The 20462-nt window shown below is 64.7% G+C and carries 19 protein-coding genes; 9 read left to right on the top strand and 10 right to left on the bottom strand.

All coding sequences use genetic code 11. The features are described 5' to 3' along the window. Nucleotides 1–145: 145 nt before the first annotated feature. The 6 genes from lptC to ptsN all read left to right on the top strand — a co-directional run bounded on the left by lptC (nt 146) and on the right by ptsN (nt 5929). Nucleotides 146–868: an LPS export ABC transporter periplasmic protein LptC gene (gene lptC / locus QY049_RS31300; RefSeq protein ID WP_194478714.1), complete on the top strand. Its 723-nt coding sequence runs from the start codon at nt 146–148 to the stop codon at nt 866–868. Nucleotides 869–873: 5 nt separating this feature from the next. After that, complete coding sequence (locus QY049_RS31295) at nt 874–1593, top strand: LptA/OstA family protein (RefSeq protein WP_301270381.1); 720 nt, start codon at nt 874–876, stop codon at nt 1591–1593. Nucleotides 1594–1816: 223 nt separating this feature from the next. Next, complete coding sequence (gene lptB / locus QY049_RS31290; protein ID WP_258767095.1) at nt 1817–2830, top strand: LPS export ABC transporter ATP-binding protein; 1014 nt, start codon at nt 1817–1819, stop codon at nt 2828–2830. A 90-nt stretch (nt 2831–2920) separates the two neighbouring features. Then, nucleotides 2921–4561, top strand: a complete 1641-nt coding sequence (gene rpoN, locus QY049_RS31285; protein ID WP_258764397.1) for an RNA polymerase factor sigma-54 — start codon at nt 2921–2923, stop codon at nt 4559–4561. Nucleotides 4562–4644: 83 nt separating this feature from the next. After that, nucleotides 4645–5244, top strand: coding sequence for a ribosome-associated translation inhibitor RaiA (gene raiA / locus QY049_RS31280; RefSeq protein ID WP_194478711.1), 600 nt, complete (start codon nt 4645–4647; stop codon nt 5242–5244). Between the two features lie 223 nt (nt 5245–5467). Continuing rightward, complete coding sequence (ptsN, locus tag QY049_RS31275; protein ID WP_063681444.1) at nt 5468–5929, top strand: PTS IIA-like nitrogen regulatory protein PtsN; 462 nt, start codon at nt 5468–5470, stop codon at nt 5927–5929. A gap of 73 nt (nt 5930–6002) precedes the next feature. Here the strand turns inward: ptsN and QY049_RS31270 are convergent, their stop codons facing one another. Continuing rightward, nucleotides 6003–6680, bottom strand: a complete 678-nt coding sequence (locus QY049_RS31270) for a TetR/AcrR family transcriptional regulator (protein ID WP_246755666.1) — start codon at nt 6678–6680, stop codon at nt 6003–6005. A 264-nt stretch (nt 6681–6944) separates the two neighbouring features. Between QY049_RS31270 and QY049_RS31265 the strand changes: the two genes are divergently transcribed. From QY049_RS31265 to QY049_RS31255, 3 genes are all read left to right on the top strand, one after another. Beyond that, nucleotides 6945–7748, top strand: a complete 804-nt coding sequence (locus tag QY049_RS31265) for an SDR family NAD(P)-dependent oxidoreductase (protein WP_258764396.1) — start codon at nt 6945–6947, stop codon at nt 7746–7748. A 37-nt stretch (nt 7749–7785) separates the two neighbouring features. Further along, the gene (locus QY049_RS31260; RefSeq protein WP_258764395.1) at nt 7786–8916 is read left to right on the top strand and encodes a DUF5938 domain-containing protein; all 1131 of its coding nucleotides are present in this window, start codon (nt 7786–7788) and stop codon (nt 8914–8916) included. 195 nt (nt 8917–9111) lie between these two features. Further along, nucleotides 9112–10650: an AMP-binding protein gene (locus QY049_RS31255; RefSeq protein ID WP_258764394.1), complete on the top strand. Its 1539-nt coding sequence runs from the start codon at nt 9112–9114 to the stop codon at nt 10648–10650. A 35-nt stretch (nt 10651–10685) separates the two neighbouring features. Here the strand turns inward: QY049_RS31255 and QY049_RS31250 are convergent, their stop codons facing one another. The 9 genes from QY049_RS31250 to ugpB all read right to left on the bottom strand — a co-directional run bounded on the left by QY049_RS31250 (nt 10686) and on the right by ugpB (nt 20359). Next, nucleotides 10686–11615 (bottom strand): xanthine dehydrogenase family protein subunit M, encoded by a 930-nt coding sequence (locus tag QY049_RS31250; RefSeq protein ID WP_258764393.1) that lies wholly within the window; start codon nt 11613–11615, stop codon nt 10686–10688. After that, a complete protein-coding gene (locus QY049_RS31245; RefSeq protein ID WP_258764392.1) occupies nt 11612–14299 on the bottom strand; it encodes a molybdopterin-dependent oxidoreductase in 2688 nt (895 codons plus the stop codon). Before QY049_RS31245 ends, QY049_RS31250 begins: the two co-directional genes overlap by 4 nt. Beyond that, complete coding sequence (locus QY049_RS31240) at nt 14296–14937, bottom strand: TetR/AcrR family transcriptional regulator (protein WP_258764391.1); 642 nt, start codon at nt 14935–14937, stop codon at nt 14296–14298. The genes QY049_RS31245 and QY049_RS31240 overlap by 4 nt, the downstream gene beginning before the upstream one ends. Before the next feature lie 221 nt (nt 14938–15158). Continuing rightward, nucleotides 15159–15431 carry a DUF1150 domain-containing protein gene (locus QY049_RS31235; protein WP_194465218.1) on the bottom strand — a complete coding sequence of 91 codons (273 nt, stop codon included), beginning with the start codon at nt 15429–15431 and terminating at the stop codon, nt 15159–15161. Between the two features lie 51 nt (nt 15432–15482). After that, nucleotides 15483–15908 (bottom strand): Hsp20 family protein, encoded by a 426-nt coding sequence (locus QY049_RS31230; RefSeq protein WP_008141238.1) that lies wholly within the window; start codon nt 15906–15908, stop codon nt 15483–15485. Between the two features lie 248 nt (nt 15909–16156). Beyond that, the gene (locus QY049_RS31225) at nt 16157–17239 is read right to left on the bottom strand and encodes a sn-glycerol-3-phosphate import ATP-binding protein UgpC (protein WP_258764390.1); all 1083 of its coding nucleotides are present in this window, start codon (nt 17237–17239) and stop codon (nt 16157–16159) included. A gap of 4 nt (nt 17240–17243) precedes the next feature. Continuing rightward, nucleotides 17244–18092, bottom strand: coding sequence for a sn-glycerol-3-phosphate ABC transporter permease UgpE (gene ugpE / locus QY049_RS31220; protein ID WP_194478703.1), 849 nt, complete (start codon nt 18090–18092; stop codon nt 17244–17246). A 2-nt stretch (nt 18093–18094) separates the two neighbouring features. Beyond that, entirely contained in the window at nt 18095–18976 is an 882-nt protein-coding gene (ugpA, locus tag QY049_RS31215) for a sn-glycerol-3-phosphate ABC transporter permease UgpA (RefSeq protein WP_194478702.1), read from the bottom strand. A 66-nt stretch (nt 18977–19042) separates the two neighbouring features. Then, nucleotides 19043–20359, bottom strand: coding sequence for a sn-glycerol-3-phosphate ABC transporter substrate-binding protein UgpB (gene ugpB / locus QY049_RS31210; protein ID WP_194478701.1), 1317 nt, complete (start codon nt 20357–20359; stop codon nt 19043–19045). Nucleotides 20360–20462: the final 103 nt, after the last annotated feature.

The following is a 20462-nucleotide window of genomic DNA, read 5'->3' as shown; positions in this document are numbered from 1 at the left end:
CCGTTGGGCTCGGGCAACGCCCCGTTTCGGACACTTTCCTGCGGCCTCTCCAGGGCCGATATGTCCAAGGCTGCATATTCGGGCGTTGCCGGGTACAATGGCGCGGCCTTCAACCGGATAAGGCGAGCGACACCCCGGAGCAGCGGTGAATTCGGCCCACAATCCCGCCTACGACGCCGCGCTTGCGGCGAAGTTTGCCAGCGCGGCGCGCCACAGCCGCCTAGTGCGGATTCTGCGCATCGCGGTGCCGGCGACGGTGGCTGCATCCCTGGCCGCGATCGTCGCGGTCTCGACCTTCCTCAATCCCTTCAAGATTCCCATCAAGCTCGACTCCGGAAACCTCGTGGTGACCGGCACCAAGATCACGATGGAAACGCCGCATCTCTCGGGCTACACGCCGGATCAGCGCCCCTACGAGCTCTGGGCCAAGACCGCGACGCAGGACATTACCGACGCCGATCATGTCGACCTCAATGATTTGCGCGCGAAAGTGCTGATGGAAGATCAGTCCACCCTGTTCCTCGATTCCCGCTACGGCCGCTTCGACAACAAGCAGCAGCAGCTCAGCCTTGCGAAGGACATCTTCCTGCGCACCTCGACCGGCTACGAGGCGCGGCTGAACTCGGCCTTCGTCGACATGAACAAGGGCACCGTCTCGTCGGACGAGCGTGTCGACGTCAAGCTGACCAACGGCACGCTGACGGCGGACAAGCTGCGCATTACCGAAGGCGGCGACGTCGTCCGCTTCGAGGGCAACGTGGTGATGCACCTCGACAAGATCAGCACGGATGAGGCGACGCCCGCGCCCGTCGAGCAGCCCGCACCGCCGCCGCCGGCGAAGAAGAACAAGTCTGCGAACTCAAAGTGATTTTCATGATCGGTCTTTTTTCCCGCAACGTCGTCAAGCGTCGCGCCATCGTCGCGGCGGCCGCGTTGATCGTGACAGGTGGTGCTGCCGTGGCGCAGACCGCGATGCAAGGCGTGCCCAACGCGATGCAGGGCTTCTCGCAGAACCGCGATCAGCCGATCCAGATCGAGGCCGCTTCGCTCGAGATGCGCGACAAGAAGAAGGAAGCGACCTTCGCGGGCAATGTGAAGGTCGTGCAGGGCGACACCACCATGACCTCGAAGACGCTGGTGGTGTTCTACGAATCCAAGAGCGACAAGCCGGCCGCGCCGCAGGCGGCTCCTGCCAAGGGCGCGAAGGCGGCGGCGCCGATGCAGTCGGCGACGCCGGGACCGGGCGGCGCCTCCTCGATCAAGCGGCTGGAAGCGCGCGGCAATGTCGTCGTCACCCAGAAGGACCAGGTGGTGACAGGCGAGACCGCCGTGTTCGACACCAAGACCAACCTCATCACCATGCTCGGCGGAGCCGGGGGCCAGGTGGTCCTGACCCAGTGCCAGAACGTGCTGCGTGGCGACCGCCTGATGGTCGACATGACCACCGGCGTCTCCCGGGTGGAATCCGACAGCGGCAAGGTGCAGGGCCTGTTCATCCAGTCCCAGGGGGGCGGGGACGGCAAATGCGGAACGCCCGTGGCCCCGAGCGCGGGTTCACCCTTGCAATTGCCGGGCTCGACCAAGAAAAAGTAAATTCCAGGTGTAACTTCAATAGTTTGGCTTTCACTAAGCCGATCCGAGGTTGAAGCTTGCGCGGCGAGGCTGTATCTAGCGCGCAGGGCTTTCGAAGCGGGGTCCGCCGCTTTTCGGGCGTGTTTCACTGGGCATGAGACATCCCTAAACTCATGCTGCGTCGGCGAATCGAAAGGCCGGCGCGGCAGATCGCGTGACGATCGCGAAACGCTGGAAGGCGGGGATGGTCGATCTATTCAGCATGTTCCGTCGGCGCCCCGCCAAACGCGGCCGGCCAGGATTTGCCCGTCAGGACATCACCGCACTCGGTGACAGCGTCGGCGGCCTGGTGGCGAGTCCTGTCAGGGACGCGCCGCCGATTGCACGTGACCAGCCCATGCAGGCCCCGGATCCCTATGGCGTCGAGGCGCCGCCGCGGGCGCGGCCGGCAGCCCCCCAGCCGCCCCAAGCCAGACCCGGCGCCAAGTCCGGTTCGAAGACGAACGGCACGGGCGGACCGCAGCTGTTGCGGCGGCCGGGCTTCCTGGCTGTGCATAGCGTGGAAAAGAGTTTCGGCAGCCGTCAGGTCGTGCGGGGCGTCAGCATCTATGTGCGCCGGGGCGAAGCGGTCGGCTTGCTCGGCCCGAACGGCGCCGGCAAGACCACCGTGTTCTACATGATAACAGGCCTGATCAAGGCCGATCGCGGCGCGATCGAGCTCGACGGCCACGACGTCACGAAACTCCCGATGTATCAGCGCGCGCGGCTCGGCATCGGCTATCTGCCGCAGGAAGCCTCGATCTTCCGCGGCCTCACCGTCGAGCAGAACATCCGCGCCGTGCTCGAAGTGGTCGAGCCGTCGCGCAAGAAGCGCGAGCAGCAACTCGACTCGCTGCTCGACGAATTCAACATCACGCGCCTTAGAAAATCGCCTTCGATCGCGCTGTCGGGTGGTGAGCGTCGCCGCGTCGAGATCGCGCGCGCGCTGGCGACGCGTCCGAACTACATGCTGCTCGACGAGCCCTTCGCGGGCATCGATCCGATCGCGGTGGGCGACATTCAGGACCTCGTCCGCCACCTCACCAATCGCGGCATCGGCGTCCTGATCACCGACCACAATGTGCGCGAGACGCTCGGCCTCACCGATCGCGCCTATATCGTCTATGCCGGTGAGATCCTGACGGAGGGGAGCCCGGACGAGATCGTCGCGGATCCGGATGTTCGCCGCCTTTACCTTGGCGAGGAATTTCGCCTCTAGCCCTTTTTTCCGCCGCGTCAAGGCGTGTACATCGCGCCAGGACTAGGATAAGCAAGAATCGGACCAATTTTCGGGAACGGTTCTTGTTAGATGGCGCTGACGCAGAGATTAGAGTTCCGGCAATCGCAGTCGCTGGTCATGACGCCGCAGCTGATGCAGGCGATCAAGCTGCTGCAGCTGTCGAATCTCGATCTCACGACCTTTGTGGAGGAGGAGCTCGAGCGTAATCCTCTGCTTGAGCGGGCCAATGACGAGGCTCCCGGCGGCGACGCCCCAGCCGAGACCGCCCAGTTCAGCGACGGCGATGGCGATGATTCAGGCAGCCAGGGTGACGGTCATGGCGCCGATGACGGCTTTGGCGGCAGCGGTGACGCCTTCGAGCCCGGCCAGGAAGAATGGATGAGCAAGGATCTCGGCACCCGCGCCGAGATCGAGCAGACCCTGGACACGGGCCTGGACAACGTCTTCTCCGAGGAGCCGGCCGAGGCCGCCGCCCGCAACGCCCAGGACGCCGCGCCGACCACCTATACGGAATGGGGCGGCGGCGCCTCCGGTGACGAGGACTACAATCTCGAAGCCTTCGTCGCGGCGGAGATGACGCTCTCCGACCATCTGGCCGAGCAGCTTTCGGTCGCCTTCACCGGCGCGGCGCAGCGCATGATCGGGCAGTACCTGATCGACCTCGTCGACGAAGCCGGTTATCTGCCGCCCGATCTCGGCCAGGCGGCCGAGCGTCTCGGCGCAACGCAACGGGATGTCGAAGACGTCCTTGCCGTGCTGCAAAAATTCGATCCGCCCGGCGTCTGCGCGCGCAATTTGAGCGAGTGCCTGGCGATCCAGCTCCGCGAGCTCGACCGCTACGATCCCGCGATGCAGGCCCTCGTCGAGCATCTCGATCTCCTCGCCAAGCGCGACGTCGCCAGCTTGCGCAAGCTCTGCGGCGTCGACGACGAGGACATCGCCGACATGATCGGCGAGATCCGCCGGCTCAATCCCAAGCCCGGCATGAAGTTCGGCTCGGCGCGGCTTCAGACCATGGTGCCCGACGTCTATGTCCGCCCGGGTCCCGACGGCGGCTGGCACGTCGAGCTCAACAGCGACACCTTGCCGCGCGTGCTGGTGAACCAGACCTACTATTCCGAGCTGTCGAAGAAGATCGGCAAGGACGGCGACAAATCCTATTTCACCGACGCGCTGCAGAACGCGACTTGGCTGGTGCGCGCGCTCGACCAGCGCGCCCGCACCATCCTGAAAGTTGCGACCGAGATCGTGCGCCAGCAGGACGGCTTCTTCACCCATGGTGTCGCGCACCTGCGGCCGCTGAACCTGAAGGCGGTTGCCGACGCCATCCAGATGCACGAGTCCACGGTGTCGCGCGTCACCGCCAACAAATACATGGCGACAAATCGCGGCACGTTCGAGTTGAAATATTTCTTCACGGCGTCGATCGCCTCGGCCGACGGCGGCGAGGCGCACTCGGCCGAAGCCGTGCGGCACCACATCAAGCAACTGATCGATTCGGAAGAACCGTCCGCAATCCTGTCGGATGACACCATCGTGGAACGCTTGCGCGCCTCGGGCATTGATATTGCCCGCCGCACGGTCGCGAAGTATCGCGAAGCCATGCGCATTCCGTCCTCGGTGCAACGCCGTCGTGACAAGCAGAGCGCTCTTGGTAACGTCCTTTCCACCGCAATGTCCGATCGCCCCCGCAACACCGAACCGGCCTGATTGCGCTGGCGCGAAATCGCGCTACTCTCACTTCCCCATCGCGACCGATCCAAGCTGGGCGAGCAAACCAAGCGAGGCATCACATGACTCTTCGGATCTCGGGCAAGAGCGTTAGCGTCGGCGAGGCCCTCCGCGGCCGCGTCACCGACCGGACCGAAGAGGTCCTGCGCAAGTATTTCGACGGCAATTATTCCGGCCACATCACGCTCAGCAAGGACGGCTTCGGTTTCCGCACCGACTGTGCGCTGCATCTGGATTCCGGCATCACGCTGGAGGCCGATTCGAATGCGCAGGATGCCTATGCCAGCGCCGATCAGGCGCTGATCATGATCGAGAAGCGGCTCAAGCGCTACAAGAGCCGGCTCAAGGATCGCTCGGCCCGCAAGGCCCATGTCGCCTCCGCGGCGCTGGCCGCATTGGACGCCACGGCTTACGTGCTCGAGGCCCCCGGCGAGGGGGACGACGAGGAGGAGGTGACCGGCTACAGCCCCGTGATCATCGCGGAAGCGACGACGTCGCTCAAGCAGCTCTCGGTCAGCGAAGCCGTCATGGAACTCGACCTCAGCGGGGCACCCTGCCTGGTATTCCAGCATGGCTCGTCGGGCCGGGTGAACATCATCTACCGCCGGGCGGACGGCAATGTCGGCTGGATCGACCCGCCGGGTGACAAATCAGGCGGTTAGGCCGGCGGAAGGGGTATCCCCGTATCAACCACAGGTCTTAACAATGCCGGGGCAAAGCCGCACGCAGCAGTTGGCACCGGGATTGCGTTGGAGTAGAAGCGCCCCACATCAAGACCGGGGCTAAGTCCCCCTTCTGCTTGACCTTCTTGACGCCGGCCGGGCTCGATCCGATCGAGCCGGCCAATTCGGAACCTGACGGTTTAATTCACCTCGGAAAACTTCCATGCCGATTACCGATCTGGTCGCACCCGAGGCGATTCTCCCGGCATTGAAGGTCAACAGCAAGAAGCAGGCGCTCCAGGAACTCGCGGCCAAGGCCGCCGAGCTGACCGGCCAGAATGAGCGCGCCGTGTTCGAGGTGCTGCTCCAGCGCGAGAAGCTCGGCACCACGGCGGTCGGCTACGGTGTCGCCATTCCCCACGGCAAGCTGCCCAAGCTCGAGAAGATCTTCGGCCTGTTCGCCCGGCTCGATCGTCCGATCGATTTCGAGGCGATGGACGGCCAGCCGGTCGATCTCGTCTTCCTGCTGCTTGCCCCCGAAGGCGCCGGCGCCGATCACCTCAAGGCGCTCGCCCGCATCGCCCGTCTCTTGCGCGACCAGGACATCGCCAAGAAGCTGCGCGCCTCGCGCGACGCCCAGGCGATCTACTCGGTGCTGGCCCTGCCGCCGGCGACCGCGGCGTAAAGCCTCGCATTCACCGCGGCCATTCCCGGACTGAAGTTTTCAGCCACGCCTTCGTGGACGCCGCTCCCGCGCGTCAGCAGACCGTCGGCAGCAGACGCCGGACTTCGTCGAGCAATTCGGGGACAGCCGTCTTGTCACCCGCGAGGTGCTTGAGCAGCGCACTCTGGAATAGACCGTCGAACAGCGCATAGAGCGCGGCTGGCGACGACGCCGGCCGCCTGTCGCCGAGCTCGGCATAGCGGCAGGCGATGCGCCAGATCATCGCTTCCAGGCTCTTGTCGATCTCGAGCACGTCCTTGCGAAATGCCGCCTCGAACATCGCCTGCGAGCGCAAATCGTACCAGAGCCGGTGCATGCGGGCTTCGTTCTGCAGCGTTGCCGCGAGCTTCGCGAGAAAACCCTCCGTCAATTCGTCGCGGCTCGTAGCCGTCGCGACGACCTCGTCGTATCGCGTCACGCACTTCGCCTTGTAGTGGCGCACGCAGCAGCAGATGAGATCGAGCTTGTCGCTGAAATAATAGTGGAACACGCCGTGCGTGAACGCCGAGTTCTGCGCGATCTCGCGCAGGCTGGTGCGGGCGAAGCCGAGCTCTCCGAGCGTCTCCAACGCGGCCTCCGCAAGCTCGATGCGTCGCGCGTTGAACTTGTCGTCCCGCACGATCTCCGCCACGGCCTCTCGCTTCGCCGCTCCTGTCGCCTGCCGCGCCATCGTTGCGCTGTCTCCGGTCTCTTGGTCACCACGATCTGTCATCTCTACAGACCATCCTCTTTGACAACTGTCAAATTTTTACCTTGACAACTGTCAAGTTCCGGGAGGAGGGTGCGCGTCAAGAATTTGGACAGTCGTCAAGACGTCAGCCAATGGAGGAAATGCACCCACCGGCGCCGCGCCGCCGGAACGGACTCGCATGCCGTTGCGCACTGCGCCGGCACCGTGCTGCCGATCGCAGCACGCACCGATCATCAGCGAAGAGATCAGTCCAACAGATCAGTCCAAGCAAAGGGAGGACGTGCGATGAGTGAGAAGAGTCTTGATGGCCGCAAAGCCCTGGTCACCGGCGGAGCCCGCGGGATAGGAGCTGCAATCGCGGAGGCACTGGCGCGGTCCGGTGCGGCGGTCATGATCGGCGACATCCTCGATGATGTCGGCAGGGACAGTGCCGGCCAGATCGCAAGGCTCGGCGTGAAGACCGGCTTCGTGCATCTCGACGTCACCGACGATGCGCAGTGGGAGAAAGCGGCCGCTGCGACGATCGCCACCCTCGGCGGCTACGACATCCTGATCAACAATGCCGGCATCGAGATCACCTCGCTGATCTCGGAGGTCAGGGCCGAGGACGCGCGGCGGATGTGCGACGTCAACATCGTCGGCACCGTGCTCGGCATGAAGCACGCCTTCCGTGCGATGCGGCCGGGCGGACCGGCCGGCAAGGGCGGCGCTGTCGTCAACATCGCCTCCGTCGCGGCGACGATCGCCTTTCCGAGCATCGCGGTCTATTCCGGCACCAAATCCGCGGTCGACCGCATGACGCGGGTTGGCGCGATGGAAGCCGGCAAGCTTGGTTTCGGCGTGCGCGTCAACTGCATCTATCCCGGCCTGATCCCGACCGACATGGGCCTGCAGCTCGCCAACGACATCGTGAAGATCGGTCTTGCGCCCGACGTCAACGCCGCGGTCGGCTCGGTGGTGGAGCAGACTCCACTCGGCAAGCTCGCGGAGGTCGGCGACATCGCCAGTGCCGCGGTGTTCCTGTGCTCGAACGAGGCACGCTTCATCACCGGCATCGGACTGCCGGTCGATGGCGGCATGGGCATGTGAGCAAAGAACCGAACCACGAACACTTCGGAGGAACGCAATGAGCGCGAAGAAGCCCGTCATCGTCTACGGCGCGTCCGGCTACACCGGCCGGCTGGTCTGCGAATATCTGCGCGAATACAACATCCCCTTCATCGCCGCGGGGCGCAGCGCCGAGAAGCTCAACGCCGCGATGAAGGCCAACGTGCCCGGCATCGAGACCGCCGACTACCAGGTGGTGGAAGTGCCGCACACCGTGAGCGCACTGACGGAGTTGTTCAACGGCGCCTCGGTGGTGCTCAACACCGTGGGCCCCTTCGCCAAGTTCGGTGGCGAGGTGGTGCAGGCGTGTTGGGCGTCCCGATGCCACTACACCGACACGACAGGCGAGCAGGACTGGCTGATCACGCTCGAGCAGGAGTGGGGCACCAAGTTCGCCAATGCCGGCCTGCTGCTCGCGCCCGGCATCGCGCAGATGTACACCACCGGCGAGATCGCCGCGCAGCTATGCCTGGAGACTCCAGGCCTCGATACGCTCGATATCGCCGTGTTCTGGGGCGGCAGCCCGACCATCGCATCGACGCAGACCATCCTGGTCAACGCCGCGATGGCCAAGGCCTACTATCTGGAGCAGAACAAATATGTCGAGCATCAGGTGGATGCCGGCCTCTACAACCTCGCCATCCCCGGCCAGCACGAGTTGGCACTGGCGCTGCCCTGGGGCGGCACCTCGCATCCGGTGTGGTTCAAGCGCGACCCGCGCGTGGCCAATGTGAAGGTGCTTGGCGGCGTGTTCAACCGCGCGCTGATGCTGGGCGTGCCGCAGATCGTTGCCGCCGCGCTTGATGCGACCAAGGACATGAACCCCGACGACCGCTACGCCGCGCTGGCGCAGACCGCCGCCGGCGTCATGAACACCATGCCGCCGCGCGAGAACCCGCGCGTCAACAAGTCGCTGGATTCGGTGCACGCCTCCGGCCCGTTGGGGCGCGCGCACTGCGTCATCAACGGCAACAGCAACTACAAGCAAACCGGCTTGCTGCAGGCCTATGCCGCGGCGCACCTGCTGCAGCAGCCGCCCAGGCGCGTCGGCTTCGCCTCCGGCTGCCAGGCGTTCGGTCACCACGAACTGCTCGGGCAATTGCGCAGTTTTGGCCTGGTCAGCAAGCCGATTCTCACTGTGCACGATTAGGAGACGCGAGCGATCGTTCTTTACCTCTCCCCATCGGGGAGAGGTCGATTTGCGCAGCAAATCGGGTGAGGGGCCGCGGCTCAACGAGAGACCGTAAACCCTCACCCGGCGCTGGGCGCCGACCTCTCCCAAGGGAGAGGTGGACCTTCGCCGCGGAACGTGTCCAGCCAACATCACGATGCTTCGGGGGCGACCATGCGCTTCATCGATTACCTGGACAAAGGTGCCTCGCTCGGCGCCGATGCGCCGTGCCTTACCATGGACGGGCGCGATCTCAGCTATCGCGAAGTGCAGCGTTTGAGTTACCGCATCGCGCGCGGGCTCGCGCGATCGGGGATCGCGCCCGGCGAGAAGGTTGCGATCCTCTCCGGCAACGATCCGGTCGCGTTTGCCTGCGTGTTCGGCATTTCCCGCGCGGGCGCGGTCTGGTGCCCGGTCAATCCGCGTAACGAGGCGGCCGAAAACCGCATCATCCTCGATCAGTTCGACTGCAGCCTGCTGCTGTTTCATTCAAGCTTCGCGCCGATGGTCGAGGCGGTGCGTGCGGAGCTGCCGAAGCTGCGCGTCCTCGTTTGCCTCGATGCCGAGTTGCCCTTCGCGCCCTCGTTCGACAATTGGCTCACCGGCCTCGCTGAGGATCCCTATCAACGCGAGACGGTCGGCGATCTCGCGATGATTCCCGGCACCGGCGGCACCACCGGCAAGCCGAAGGGCGTCATGCTGTCGGGCCGCAACATCGAGGCTATGACCGCACTGACGCTGATGGGCTATCCCTTCAGGGGCCGCCCGGTCTATCTCGCGCTGGCGCCGCTGACGCATGCCGCCGGTGTCTTGTGTTTCCCGATCATGGCGCTCGGCGGCCGCATCGTGATCATGCATCACCCCGATATCGGCGAGTTCCTCGACCTGATCGAACGCTACAAGGTCACGCACACTTTCCTGCCGCCGACCGTGATCTACATGCTGCTCGATCATCCCCGGCTCGACTCCGCCAACCTCGAATCGCTGCAATGCTTCTGGTACGGCGCTGCGCCGATCTCGGCGACGCGGCTTGCGGAGGCGCTCCAGCGCATCGGGCCGATGGCGCAGTTGTTCGGCCAGACCGAAGCGCCGATGATGATCTCGATGATGGCACCTGGCGAGCATTACAATGCCGATGGCACCATCGCCATGGAGCGCCTCGCTTCGGCCGGGCGGATCAGCCCGCTGGTGCAGGCCGGCATCATGGATGGCGAGGGCAATCTGCTGCCGTCAAGCGCACGCGGCGAGATCGTGGTCCGCGGCTCGCTGGTGATGGAGGGCTATTACAAGAACCCGGAGGCGACGGCGGAGGCTTCCGCGCATGGCTGGCACCACACCGGTGACATCGGCTACATCGACGGCGACGGCTACCTCTATATCGTCGATCGCGCCAAGGACATGATCATCACCGGCGGGTTCAACGTCTATTCGATCGAGGTCGAGAACGCGCTGCGGGCGCACGAGGCGGTGCAGGATTGCGCCGTGATCGGCCTTCCGGACGAGAAATGGGGTGAACGGATCGTCGCCGTGGTGCAGCCCCGCGCCGGCCAGCGCGTCGATGCGGCGGCGCTGGCGGCGTTCGTCAAGCAGCGGATCGGCAGCGTCAAGACACCGAAGCAGATCGAGGTCTGGGACGATCTGCCGCGCTCCAAGGTCGGCAAGGTGCTGAAGCCCGACATCCGTGCGCGGCTGGCGGGCCGCTCAGGCGGTTAGTCTAGAGCGTGACGGGGTGCCACGTGCGCGACCAGCTAGTCCAAAAGCTGCTCCAGCACGTCGCGCACCAGCCCTTGCAGAAGATCGAGCTTGTAGGCCGTCATCGGCAACGGTTTGGCGCCCGAGATCGCCGCTTTCGCCGCTTCTGCGATCGATGCCGTGTTGGCAGTCTTGCCATGAAGCGCGACTTCCGCGGCGGTGAGGCGAAGCGGCACGGGCGCGACGCCGCCGGCCGCGAGACGCACGAGCTGGAACTTGCCGTCGGCGATCACGACGCGGGCGCAGAGCTCCACCAGCGGCCATTCCGCATAGCTCCGGCTGATCGCGCGCTTGTAGGAAGCGCGCTCGCCTTCGAGCGGAGCAGGAAGGTCAATGCTCCTGATCATCTCGCCTGCTTCGAGTGTATGATCGGCGTGCGAGACCGAGCCATCGCCGAGCAGGCCGGCGATCGTCAATCCGCGCCGATCCGTGGTGATGGTCGCATCATAGGCGAGCAGAGCCGCTGCCATGGTCGAGGGATGCGGCGCGACGCAAGGCCCGAGATCGAAGGCAACGCCGTAGAGGTGATTGCCAGATCGGGCAGGGCAGGTGCTGCCGCTCTTCTTCAGGCAATCGATGTCGGCCCGGCGGAAATACCAGCAGCGCGAACGCTGCGCGAGATTGCCGCCGAGCGTTGCAACATGGCGCACCTGCGGCGTGGCGAGGCCTTGCGCACTCGCCGCAATACCGGGATAGGCAGCTGCGATGCGCGCGTCCGTCGCGATCGTGGCGATGGTGTTGAGCGCGCCGATCCGGGCTGCTCCATCGGCGTCCCAGGTGATCGCCTTGTCGCCGGTGGCCGAGATGTCGATCAGCGTTCCCTGCGACACGCCGCTGCGGCGGCGTTCGCTGAAGTCGGTGCCCCCGGCGCGGAATTCAGGCGTGGGCTCGACAGTCGGGTTGGCGGTCATGACGCCGACACTCATGCTGCATCCCTCCCTTTCAGCGCGGCCACCAGACGATCTGGCCGGAACGGAATTTCGGTCAGCCTCACGCCGATCGCATCGCGGATGGCGTTGGCGATCGCCGGGGAGGTAGGCACGGTGGCGACTTCGCCGATGCCGACGCTGCCGCCCGGCACATGCTCGAAACCGGCCTCGTCGAAATGCACGTCCAGTTTCGGCATGTCGGCAATCCCCGGAATGCGGTAATCCTCCATGCTGCCGCTCAGGATGTGGCCGCTCAAGGGATCGGTCTCCCGCGCTTCATAGAGTGCGTAGCCGATGCCCTGGATCACCGCGCCTGCGGCCTGGCTTCGCGCCAGCGTCGGCGCGGCGAGCTTGCCGATCGCGAGGCCCGTATAGGCGTTGAGCACGCGTACATGGCCGAGCCAGGTATCGACCTCGACTTCCATCACCTGCACCGAGCTCGGCACGCCGGCGCCGACCACCATGTGGTTCATCAGGCGCAGCACCCAACCGAACACCCGGCCCATGATGCCCGCCTCGTGCAGCGCGGGCCTGACGCCGGGCGGCGGCTTGCCGTCCTCCTGGCGTCTCGCCGACACGGCAATGTTGGGAGAAGCCGCGATCATCTCGCGCCACGGCGCGTTCGAGCCCGGAGCAGGTGTGCGAGACGCGGTGCGCTTGATTTCCGCTTTCAGCTTGTCGATGGCGAGCAAGGTCGGCGGCACCACCGAGGCGGTCACGCGACTGCCGCCGGAGCCCGGTCCGGGCGGCAGGTTGGAGCGGCCGATACGAACTTCCACATCCTGCGGCTCGAGATCGAACGCCTTCGCGACGGTGTTCGCGATCACGCTGCGCGTGCCCGTGCCGATATCCTGTACCGCGCAGCTTGCGACGATGCGGCCGCCCTCGACCGCGAGTTCGACCGAGGAGCCGGTCTGCCAGAGATAGAGCCAGTAGCCGGTGGCGACGCCGACGCCGCGCCGGTAGCGGCCTTCTTGCGAGGCGGCCGGCTTGCGGCTCTTCCAGACGTCGAGGCCGGCGGCCCAGTCGTACAATCGCTGGCGGTTGGGATCCGGGTCCCAGAGCTTGCGCAGCTGAATCGGATCGACCTTCATGCGCAGCGCCGCTTCGTCGACCGCCTGCTCCAGCGCAAACGACATCGGCGGACCGCCGGGTCCTCGGAACGGTGCGCCGGGCGGCAAATTGCTGAGCACGTCGAAGTCGACGAGCTCTTTTGCTTCGGCCGGATAGATCAGCCGCGCCAGGCCGGCGATCAGCGAATTCACGGCGGCGCCGGTGTCGGCATGCGCGGTGAGCGACAGCGCCTTGAGGCGGCCCTCCGGCGAAGGCAGCAGGGACAGCTTCAGCTCGGCGGCCGGACGATAGCCGGTGACGGAAAGCTCCTCCTCCCGATCGAAGGCGACACGCACCGGCGCCTTCGCGGCGCGCGCAAGCTCGATCGCGGCGATGGTCTCCAGCCCGACGCTGCCCTTGGAGCCGAATCCGCCGCCGACATGATCGGCGATCACACGCACCTTGTCGTGCGGAAGGCCGTAACGCTTGGCGATCTTCTCCATGCTCTCGTGAATGGCCTGGGTCGAGATGTGCACGGTGAGCTGATCGCCATCGAACCTGGCCACGGCGGCATGTGGTTCGAGGCTTGCGTGCTGTTGCGTCGAGACGCGGAAGGTTTCCTCGACCAGCAGCGGATTGCGTTGCGCCCGCGCCTCGTCAAGCCAGCTCCTGGCCTGCTTGGCTTTCTGCGAGAACGGCGCCGAAGGCCCGCGCACATTGCCCTTCCACGACACCGGAGCGCCGCCGGCGCCCTCGGACACGTTGCCGGCACGCTTGCGGTCCTTCTTCTCGAACACGACGGGCGCATCGTCGCGTCGCGCTGCATCGAGCCCGATCACCGCGGGTAAAGGCTCGGGCCTGAAGGTGATCGCGGCGATGGCCTTGAGTGCCGTGCGGCGATCCTTGGCCGCGACGGCTGCAATCGGTGCGCCGACGAAGCGGATCATGTTGTCATCGTCGAGCAGCGGAACCACCGCGGCAACACCGGCAACGGCGCGCGCCGGCGCCAGATCAAGCCCGGTGATCCTCGCATGCGCGACGTGCGCGCGCAGGATGACGCCTTCGAGCTGGCCGTCATGGTGGATGTCGACGGTGTAGCGGGCCAGCCCCGTCACCTTGTCGCGGGCTTCCAGCCGCGGCGGGATGGGATCATTGCCGTCGAAGCGGCCTGAACAAGCCTCCGCCACAGCGCGAAAAATGCCTTCATAGGCACCGCAGCGGCAGAGATGCCCCGACAGCGCGGCGGCGATCTCCTCGCGCGAGGGTGTCGCCGCGCCCTTGCTCGCGCGCCAGCCGTCATGGAAGGCGGTGGCTTCGACGACAAAGCCGGGCGTGCAGAAGCCGCATTGCAGGGCGTCGTGCGCCATGAACGCCTTCTGCACCGGATGCAATCCGGTGCTTCCTATGCCCTCGATGGTCGTCAGCGATTTGCCGGCGGCCGCCTGCGCCGGCAGCAGGCAGCTCACGACGGGCGTGCCGTCGAGCAGCACGGTGCAGGCGCCGCAGACGCCGGAGCCGCAGACGAGCTTGGTGCCAGTGAGGCCGCCATCGCGGATCACGTCGATCAAGAGCGCATCCGGATCGTCGGGGAGCGCAAAAGGCCTTCCATTGATGGTCGTGGTGGTCATTTTCGAACTCCCGTTTTGCGTGGGGACTTCTTCGCGAGGGGCGCCATCGCGCCGGCGATCAACATGCGCAGCATGGTCTCGAGCTGTTTCAGGAACGCGTCGAGCGGCTGCATGGAAGGGAAAGCGGATTTGGTGCCGTGGACCGCCATCTCGACGCAGCGCGCGAGTTCGCGCACGCTGACGCCGCTTTGGAGTGTGAGCTTTCGCTTGCGGCACACCCGCGCGATCGTGGTTGCGATCTCGTCGGCGAAGCGGTTGGCATAGCTCTGGTAGAGGTCGCGCGCCTGCGCGAGGTGCTCGGAAAACAGCTCCTCGGTATGGGGCGAGTCCTTGAGCGAAGCGAGCAGCGACTGCATCCGCGCGCCGATCTCGGCGACCAGGATGTCGGCAAGCTCGAGGCCCGCTTCTTCCGCCGCCTTCGCTGCCGCGATTTCGGCAGCGAGCCCCCGCTCGTAGAGCCGCTCGAGCACGGCGCGAAACAGCGCCTCCTTGGAGGCGAAGTGATGATAGAGCGCCTGCCGCGTCAGCCCGGCTTCCTCCGCCGCCTGCTCGATCGAGGAGCGGCGGAAGCCGTGGCGCCGGAACACGCGCATGGCGGCGTCGAGGATACGGTCCTGGGGAGGAGCCTTGGCCTGCATTTTGTCAGATTTGACAAATATGAAGGAACTGTCAAATCACGGATTGATGACGGTCCCGTGCGCGCATGGGCCGAGGCCGCCCCGCATGCGGGCAGGGACATCGCCGAATTCCCGTTGGCCCGCGATAGCGACGCGAAAAAACCACCTCACAAATGAAAACGGGCACGCCTTCCTGCGAAGGCATGCCCGCCAAATCTCTCTTCGTGCGACGTGCGTCGCGCTCAGTGCACGCTCACCGCTTGCAGCTCGTTGCTCCAGGCGTTGGCGACTGCGGCTTCGCGGCTGTCGGTCAGCATGATCGGCGTGCCGTCGGCGGCGTGGAGCGCGAACAGCTTGAGGCCGGGCGCGATCTTCGGGGCTTCGGGGAACAGGCCGGGCACATCTTCGGAGCGGATCTGCTTCACATAGGCGATGTGGCCTTCGCCGAGGTTCGCCAGCGTCTCGGGCGAGGCGTTCCTGGCTTCGTGTTCGAATACAACGTGACCTTCACTCATGGTCTCGACTCCTTCACAGAAACTAAGCGGTCGAGTCCGCTACTCGTTCCATTATTCGTGCTCATTGATAGCGATTGTCTTAACGATCCTCTCCGGTTCTGGCCGGGCCAGGTCGATCGACAACAACCCGTTCTTCAGATCCGCACCCAGCACCAGCATCCCCTCCGCCAGCACGAAGGTGCGCTGGAAGTGGCGCGCGGCGATGCCGCGATGGATGTATTGCCGGGTCTTGTCGTCCTGCTGCCGCCCGCGAATGACGAGCTGGTTTTCCTCAATGGTTACATCGAGTTGGTCGCGGGTGAAGCCGGCGACCGCCAGCGTGATGCGCAAGCGCTCGGGCTGGCCGTCCGCTTGGCCGCATCTCTCGATATTGTAGGGAGGATAGCCGTCGGCGCCCTTGACGACGCGATCGAGCACGCGCTCGATTTCGTCGAAGCCCAGAAGGAACGGACTGGAAAGCGTGGGAACACGAGACATAGTTTACAAAGTCCTCGCGGAAAGCGACTTTGGTGTTTCGGGGCCCGATCAAGGCACCCCTTGGTCAGCAATATGGGCATATCCCCGTGCGGGTTCAAGCACGTAGCGGGGGCTGTGGATTCACTGCTTCCGGCGTCGCGCAGCGATGCTGAATTTGTCGTGCGATTTATCCCAATGAAAACAGTGCCCCGTCTACTGTGCTTGGGGTTGTTTTCTCGTTTCGGGTCGGCGCGGTCTTTCAGAACCGGTCAGGCCTCGATCCGCCTGCGGCCGTCACCGCTGAACAGATGCAGCTTGGCGCGGACTGCGGCGACACGGATCCTCTGGCCGATGGCGGGCGCCTCGGTTCCGGGGATGCGGACGATGACCTCGCCGGGCGGCAACTCGCCCGGGGTGGCCGCAACGCGCTGCTCGTCATGGGCGCGCGAGCCGTAGACGAAAGTCTCTGCGCCGACGCGCTCGATTGCTTCCACGGTAAGAGCGAGTGCGACGCCGCCTGTTGGCGTCTGGTCGGTGATGACGAAATCTTCGGGACGGATGCCGAGGATGCCGGCGTCGTCAGCGCCACCGAGCTGCGACCTGATCTCATCCGCGCGCGTCGACATCAGGTTCATCGGCGGTGCGCCGATGAAGGAGGCGACGAAGGTCGTCGCGGGCTTCTCGTAGATCGCGAGAGGATTGCCGACCTGCTCGACCTGGCCGCCATTCATCACGACCAGAACGTCGGCGAGCGTCATTGCCTCGAGCTGGTCGTGGGTGACGTAGATCGACGTCGTGTTGAGCCGGCGCTGCAATTTGCGGATCTCCACCCGCATCGCGATGCGCAGCTTGGCGTCGAGGTTGGAGAGCGGCTCGTCGAACAGGAACACCTTCGGCTGGCGCACGATGGCGCGGCCCATGGCGACGCGCTGGCGCTGGCCGCCGGAGAGTTGTCCCGGCTTGCGGGTGAGCATCGTGCCGAGCTCGAGAATGCGCGCGGCCTCCTCGACGCGGGTCTTGATCTCGGCTTCCTTCATGCCGCGATTGCGCAGGCCGTAAGCCATGTTGTTGAACACGCTCATATGCGGATAGAGCGCGTAGTTCTGGAACACCATCGCGATGTCGCGGTCGGCCGGCTCGACCTGGTTCACGACACGGCCGCCGATGTCGATCTCGCCGGAGGTGATGGTCTCGAGCCCCGCGACCATCCGGAGCAGGGTCGACTTGCCGCAGCCCGACGGGCCGACCAGCACGCAGAACTGCCCGTCGGCCACGTCGACGTCGACGCCCTTGATGGCCTCGAAGCCGTTGGGATAGGCCTTTCGGACGTCGCGCAGTGTCACATTGGCCATGGGCCTATTTCTCCGTTTCGATCAGGCCCTTGACGAACAGGCGTTGCAGCAGCACGACGACCAGCACCGGCGGCAGCATCGCGAGCACCGCGGTGGCCATCGCGACCGACCATTCGGTGAGTGCGTCCTTCACATCGATGATCTTCTTGATGCCGATCACGATGGTCTGCATGTCGTCGCGCGTCGTGATCAGCAGCGGCCAGAGATATTGATTCCAGCCGTAGATGAAGAGGATCACGAACAGCGCGGCGATGTTGGTCACCGAGAGCGGCAGCAGCGTATCGAAGAAGAAGCGGATCGGCCCGGCCCCGTCCATCTTCGAGGCCTCGACCAGCTCCTTCGGCACCGTCATGAAGAACTGCCGGAACAGCAGCGTTGCGGTCGCCGATGCGATCAGAGGCAGGATCAGGCCGGAATAGGAATCCAGCATGTGCAGGTCGGAGGTGATCTTGTAGGTCGGGAAGATACGAACCTCGACCGGCAGCATCAGCGTGATGAAGATGGTCCAGAACGTCGCCATCCGGAACGGGAAGTTGAAGAACACGATGGCATAGGCCGAGATGATCGAGATCGCGATCTTTCCGACCGCGATACCGACCGCCATGATGAAGCTCGACACCAGCATGCTGCCGACCGGCTCGCGCGTGGTCCTGCCGGTGCCGGACATGATGGTGTTCCAGTAGGTCTCCAGCCCGTGGCTGCCCGGATAGAGCGGCATCTGGCCGTTGGCGATGACGGTGTTGTCGTGGGTGGAGGCGATGATCGCGAGATAGACCGGGAACGCGACCACGATCACGCCGGCGATCAGCACCAGGTGCGGCAACAGATTTCCAAATCGTCGATGCTCGACCATTGTCAGTAATGGACCTTCTTTTCGACGTAGCGGAACTGGATCGCGGTCAACGCGATGACGATGATCATCAGGATCACGGATTGCGCGGCCGAGCCGCCGAGGTCGGAGCCGGCCTTGCCGTCCAGGAAAACCTTGTAGACGAGCGTCGAGGTGGAGCCGTTCGGGCCGCCTTCGGTCGCGGTATCGATGATGCCGAGCGTGTTGAAGAAGGCGTAGGTGATGTTGACGACGATCAGGAAGAACGTCGTCGGCGACAGCAGCGGGAACACGATGGTCCAGAACCGCCGCATCGGCCGCGCGCCGTCGATCGCGGCGGCCTCGATCACGCTCTTGGGGATCGACTGCAGGCCGGCGAGAAAGAACAGGAAATTGTAGCTGATCTGGTTCCAGACGGCGACGATGACGATGAGGATCATGGCATGCGTGCCGTTGAGCACCGGATTCCAGTCGATGCCGTTACGCTGCAGGGCGCGCGCGATCATGCCGAGCCCGGGCTGGAACATGAAGATGAACAGCACGCTCGCGACCGCAGGCGCGACTGCGTAGGGAATGATGAGAAAGGTGCGATAGATCTGCACGCCCGCAATGTTGCGGTTCGCCATCACGGCGAGCAGGAGGCCGATCGCAAGCGAGAAGAACACGACCAGCAGCGAGAACAGGAACGTGGTGCCGACCGCGTGATAGTATTCGGGCGTCTTCAGCAGGTTGACGTAGTTCTCGAACCAGACGAACTCGGTCGAGAGCCCGAAGGCATCCTGCACCAGGAAGGATTGCCAGAGGGCCTGCGCGGCCGGCCAGTAGAAGAAGATCAGGGAGATTGCAAGCTGCGGGAACACCAGGAGACAGGCCAGCAGCCTGCCTGAGAATATCGCCCGGTTCTCCATGAAGCCCCCGCCTCACCCTGTGAAAGTCGTGGCTGCGGACCGTCCGCAGCCACGATTGATGCGATCTTACTTGGTCGCGGTCCGCTCGAACTGACGCAGCATCTGATTGCCGCGCGAGACCGCGGCGTCGAGCGCTTCCTTGGCCGATTTCTTGCCGGCGAGCGCCGCCTCGATCTCCTCGGACCAGACGTCGCGCATCTGCACCATACCGCCGAAACGCAGGCCGCGCGAGTTCTCGGTCGGCGGCTTGTTGGTGAGCTCCTTCAACGGCACTTCCAGGATCGGGTTCTTCTCGTAGAAGCCCGAGGCCTTGGTCTTGTCGTAGGCCGCCTTGGTGATCGGCAGATAGCCGGAGACCTCGTGCAGATAGACCTGACGATCGGTGTCGGACAGGAAGGTGAAGAACTTCGCGATGCCCTTGTACTCTTCCTTCGACTTGCCGCCCATCACCCAGAGCGAGGCGCCGCCGATGATGGAGTTCTGGGGCGCATCCTTTGCGTCCGGGAAGTACGGCATCGGAACGGCCGTGTAGTTGAACTTCGCGTTCGCCTTGACGTTCGGATAGAAGGCCGACGACGTCATGTAGAGCGGGCATTCGCCCGAAGTGAAGCGGCCTTCGCCGGTATTGGTGCGGCCGGAATAGTCGTAGCTCTTGTCTTTCTGGAGCTCGACGAGGTTTTCGAGCAACTTGGTCTCGAGCGGGTTGTTGAATTCCAGCACGGTGTCGAAGCCGTCGAGGCCGTTGGCCTTGGTGCCGATCGGAATGTTGTGCCAGGCCGAGAACTGCTCGATCAGGCCCCAAGTGATCCAGCTCGAGGAGAAGCCGCAAGTCGGGCTCGTCGCATGCAGCTTCTTGGCGTCGGCGAACACCTCGGGCCAGGTCTTCGGCGGCGCATCGATGCCGGCCTTCTTCAGTGCGTCGAGATTGGCCCACATCACCATGCTCGACGAGTTGAACGGGAACGAGAGCATCTCGCCCTTTGCGGTCGAGTAGTAACCCGTGATGGCCGGCAGATAGGACTGCGGGTCGAACTTCTCGCCCTGCTCCTTCATGAGGTCGGAGACCGGCTTGATGGCGCCCTTGGCGGCCATCATGGTCGCGGTGCCGACCTCGAACACCTGCATGATGCCCGGTGCGTTGCCGGCGCGGAACGCCGCGATGCCCGCGTTCAGCGTGTCGGCATAGCTGCCCTTGAAGGTCGGAACGATCTTGTAATCGCTCTGAGACGCGTTGAAATCGTTGGCAAGCTTGACCACGACGTCGTTGTTCGGGCCTGTCATCGCGTGCCACCACTGGATCTCAGTCGCGGCCAGTGCCGGCGAAGCCGTCATGCCAACCGTGACGGCGAACGCGGTCGCCGCTCCAAAATGTCGAAGAGCCATCAAGTAACCTCCCTTGGCCGTCCATTGGCCGTCAAAAACGAAGCGCTTGCGCTAGCAGCGCCGTATGACGTTCACATGACTGTGTAAGCGGCCGAAACGAAAG

This window comes from Bradyrhizobium sp. WYCCWR 13022, from assembly GCF_030435535.1.
Taxonomy (GTDB): domain Bacteria; phylum Pseudomonadota; class Alphaproteobacteria; order Rhizobiales; family Xanthobacteraceae; genus Bradyrhizobium.
This window is presented reverse-complemented; position numbering and strand designations above follow the sequence as displayed.

Coding starts and splice junctions, on each gene's coding strand:
- QY049_RS31230 (WP_008141238.1), bottom strand. CDS start 15,908: ATGTCTCGTGTTCCCACGCTTTCCAGTCCGTTCCTTCTGGGCTTCGAC.
- QY049_RS31250 (WP_258764393.1), bottom strand. CDS start 11,615: ATGAGTGTCGGCGTCATGACCGCCAACCCGACTGTCGAGCCCACGCCT.
- ugpA (WP_194478702.1), bottom strand. CDS start 18,976: ATGGAGAACCGGGCGATATTCTCAGGCAGGCTGCTGGCCTGTCTCCTG.
- ugpB (WP_194478701.1), bottom strand. CDS start 20,359: ATGGCTCTTCGACATTTTGGAGCGGCGACCGCGTTCGCCGTCACGGTT.
- QY049_RS31260 (WP_258764395.1), top strand. CDS start 7,786: ATGAGCGCGAAGAAGCCCGTCATCGTCTACGGCGCGTCCGGCTACACC.
- ptsN (WP_063681444.1), top strand. CDS start 5,468: ATGCCGATTACCGATCTGGTCGCACCCGAGGCGATTCTCCCGGCATTG.
- QY049_RS31240 (WP_258764391.1), bottom strand. CDS start 14,937: ATGCAGGCCAAGGCTCCTCCCCAGGACCGTATCCTCGACGCCGCCATG.
- QY049_RS31295 (WP_301270381.1), top strand. CDS start 874: ATGATCGGTCTTTTTTCCCGCAACGTCGTCAAGCGTCGCGCCATCGTC.
- QY049_RS31270 (WP_246755666.1), bottom strand. CDS start 6,680: ATGACAGATCGTGGTGACCAAGAGACCGGAGACAGCGCAACGATGGCG.
- QY049_RS31255 (WP_258764394.1), top strand. CDS start 9,112: ATGCGCTTCATCGATTACCTGGACAAAGGTGCCTCGCTCGGCGCCGAT.
- rpoN (WP_258764397.1), top strand. CDS start 2,921: ATGGCGCTGACGCAGAGATTAGAGTTCCGGCAATCGCAGTCGCTGGTC.
- QY049_RS31265 (WP_258764396.1), top strand. CDS start 6,945: ATGAGTGAGAAGAGTCTTGATGGCCGCAAAGCCCTGGTCACCGGCGGA.
- raiA (WP_194478711.1), top strand. CDS start 4,645: ATGACTCTTCGGATCTCGGGCAAGAGCGTTAGCGTCGGCGAGGCCCTC.
- ugpE (WP_194478703.1), bottom strand. CDS start 18,092: ATGGTCGAGCATCGACGATTTGGAAATCTGTTGCCGCACCTGGTGCTG.
- QY049_RS31225 (WP_258764390.1), bottom strand. CDS start 17,239: ATGGCCAATGTGACACTGCGCGACGTCCGAAAGGCCTATCCCAACGGC.
- lptB (WP_258767095.1), top strand. CDS start 1,817: ATGGTCGATCTATTCAGCATGTTCCGTCGGCGCCCCGCCAAACGCGGC.
- QY049_RS31245 (WP_258764392.1), bottom strand. CDS start 14,299: ATGACCACCACGACCATCAATGGAAGGCCTTTTGCGCTCCCCGACGAT.
- QY049_RS31235 (WP_194465218.1), bottom strand. CDS start 15,431: ATGAGTGAAGGTCACGTTGTATTCGAACACGAAGCCAGGAACGCCTCG.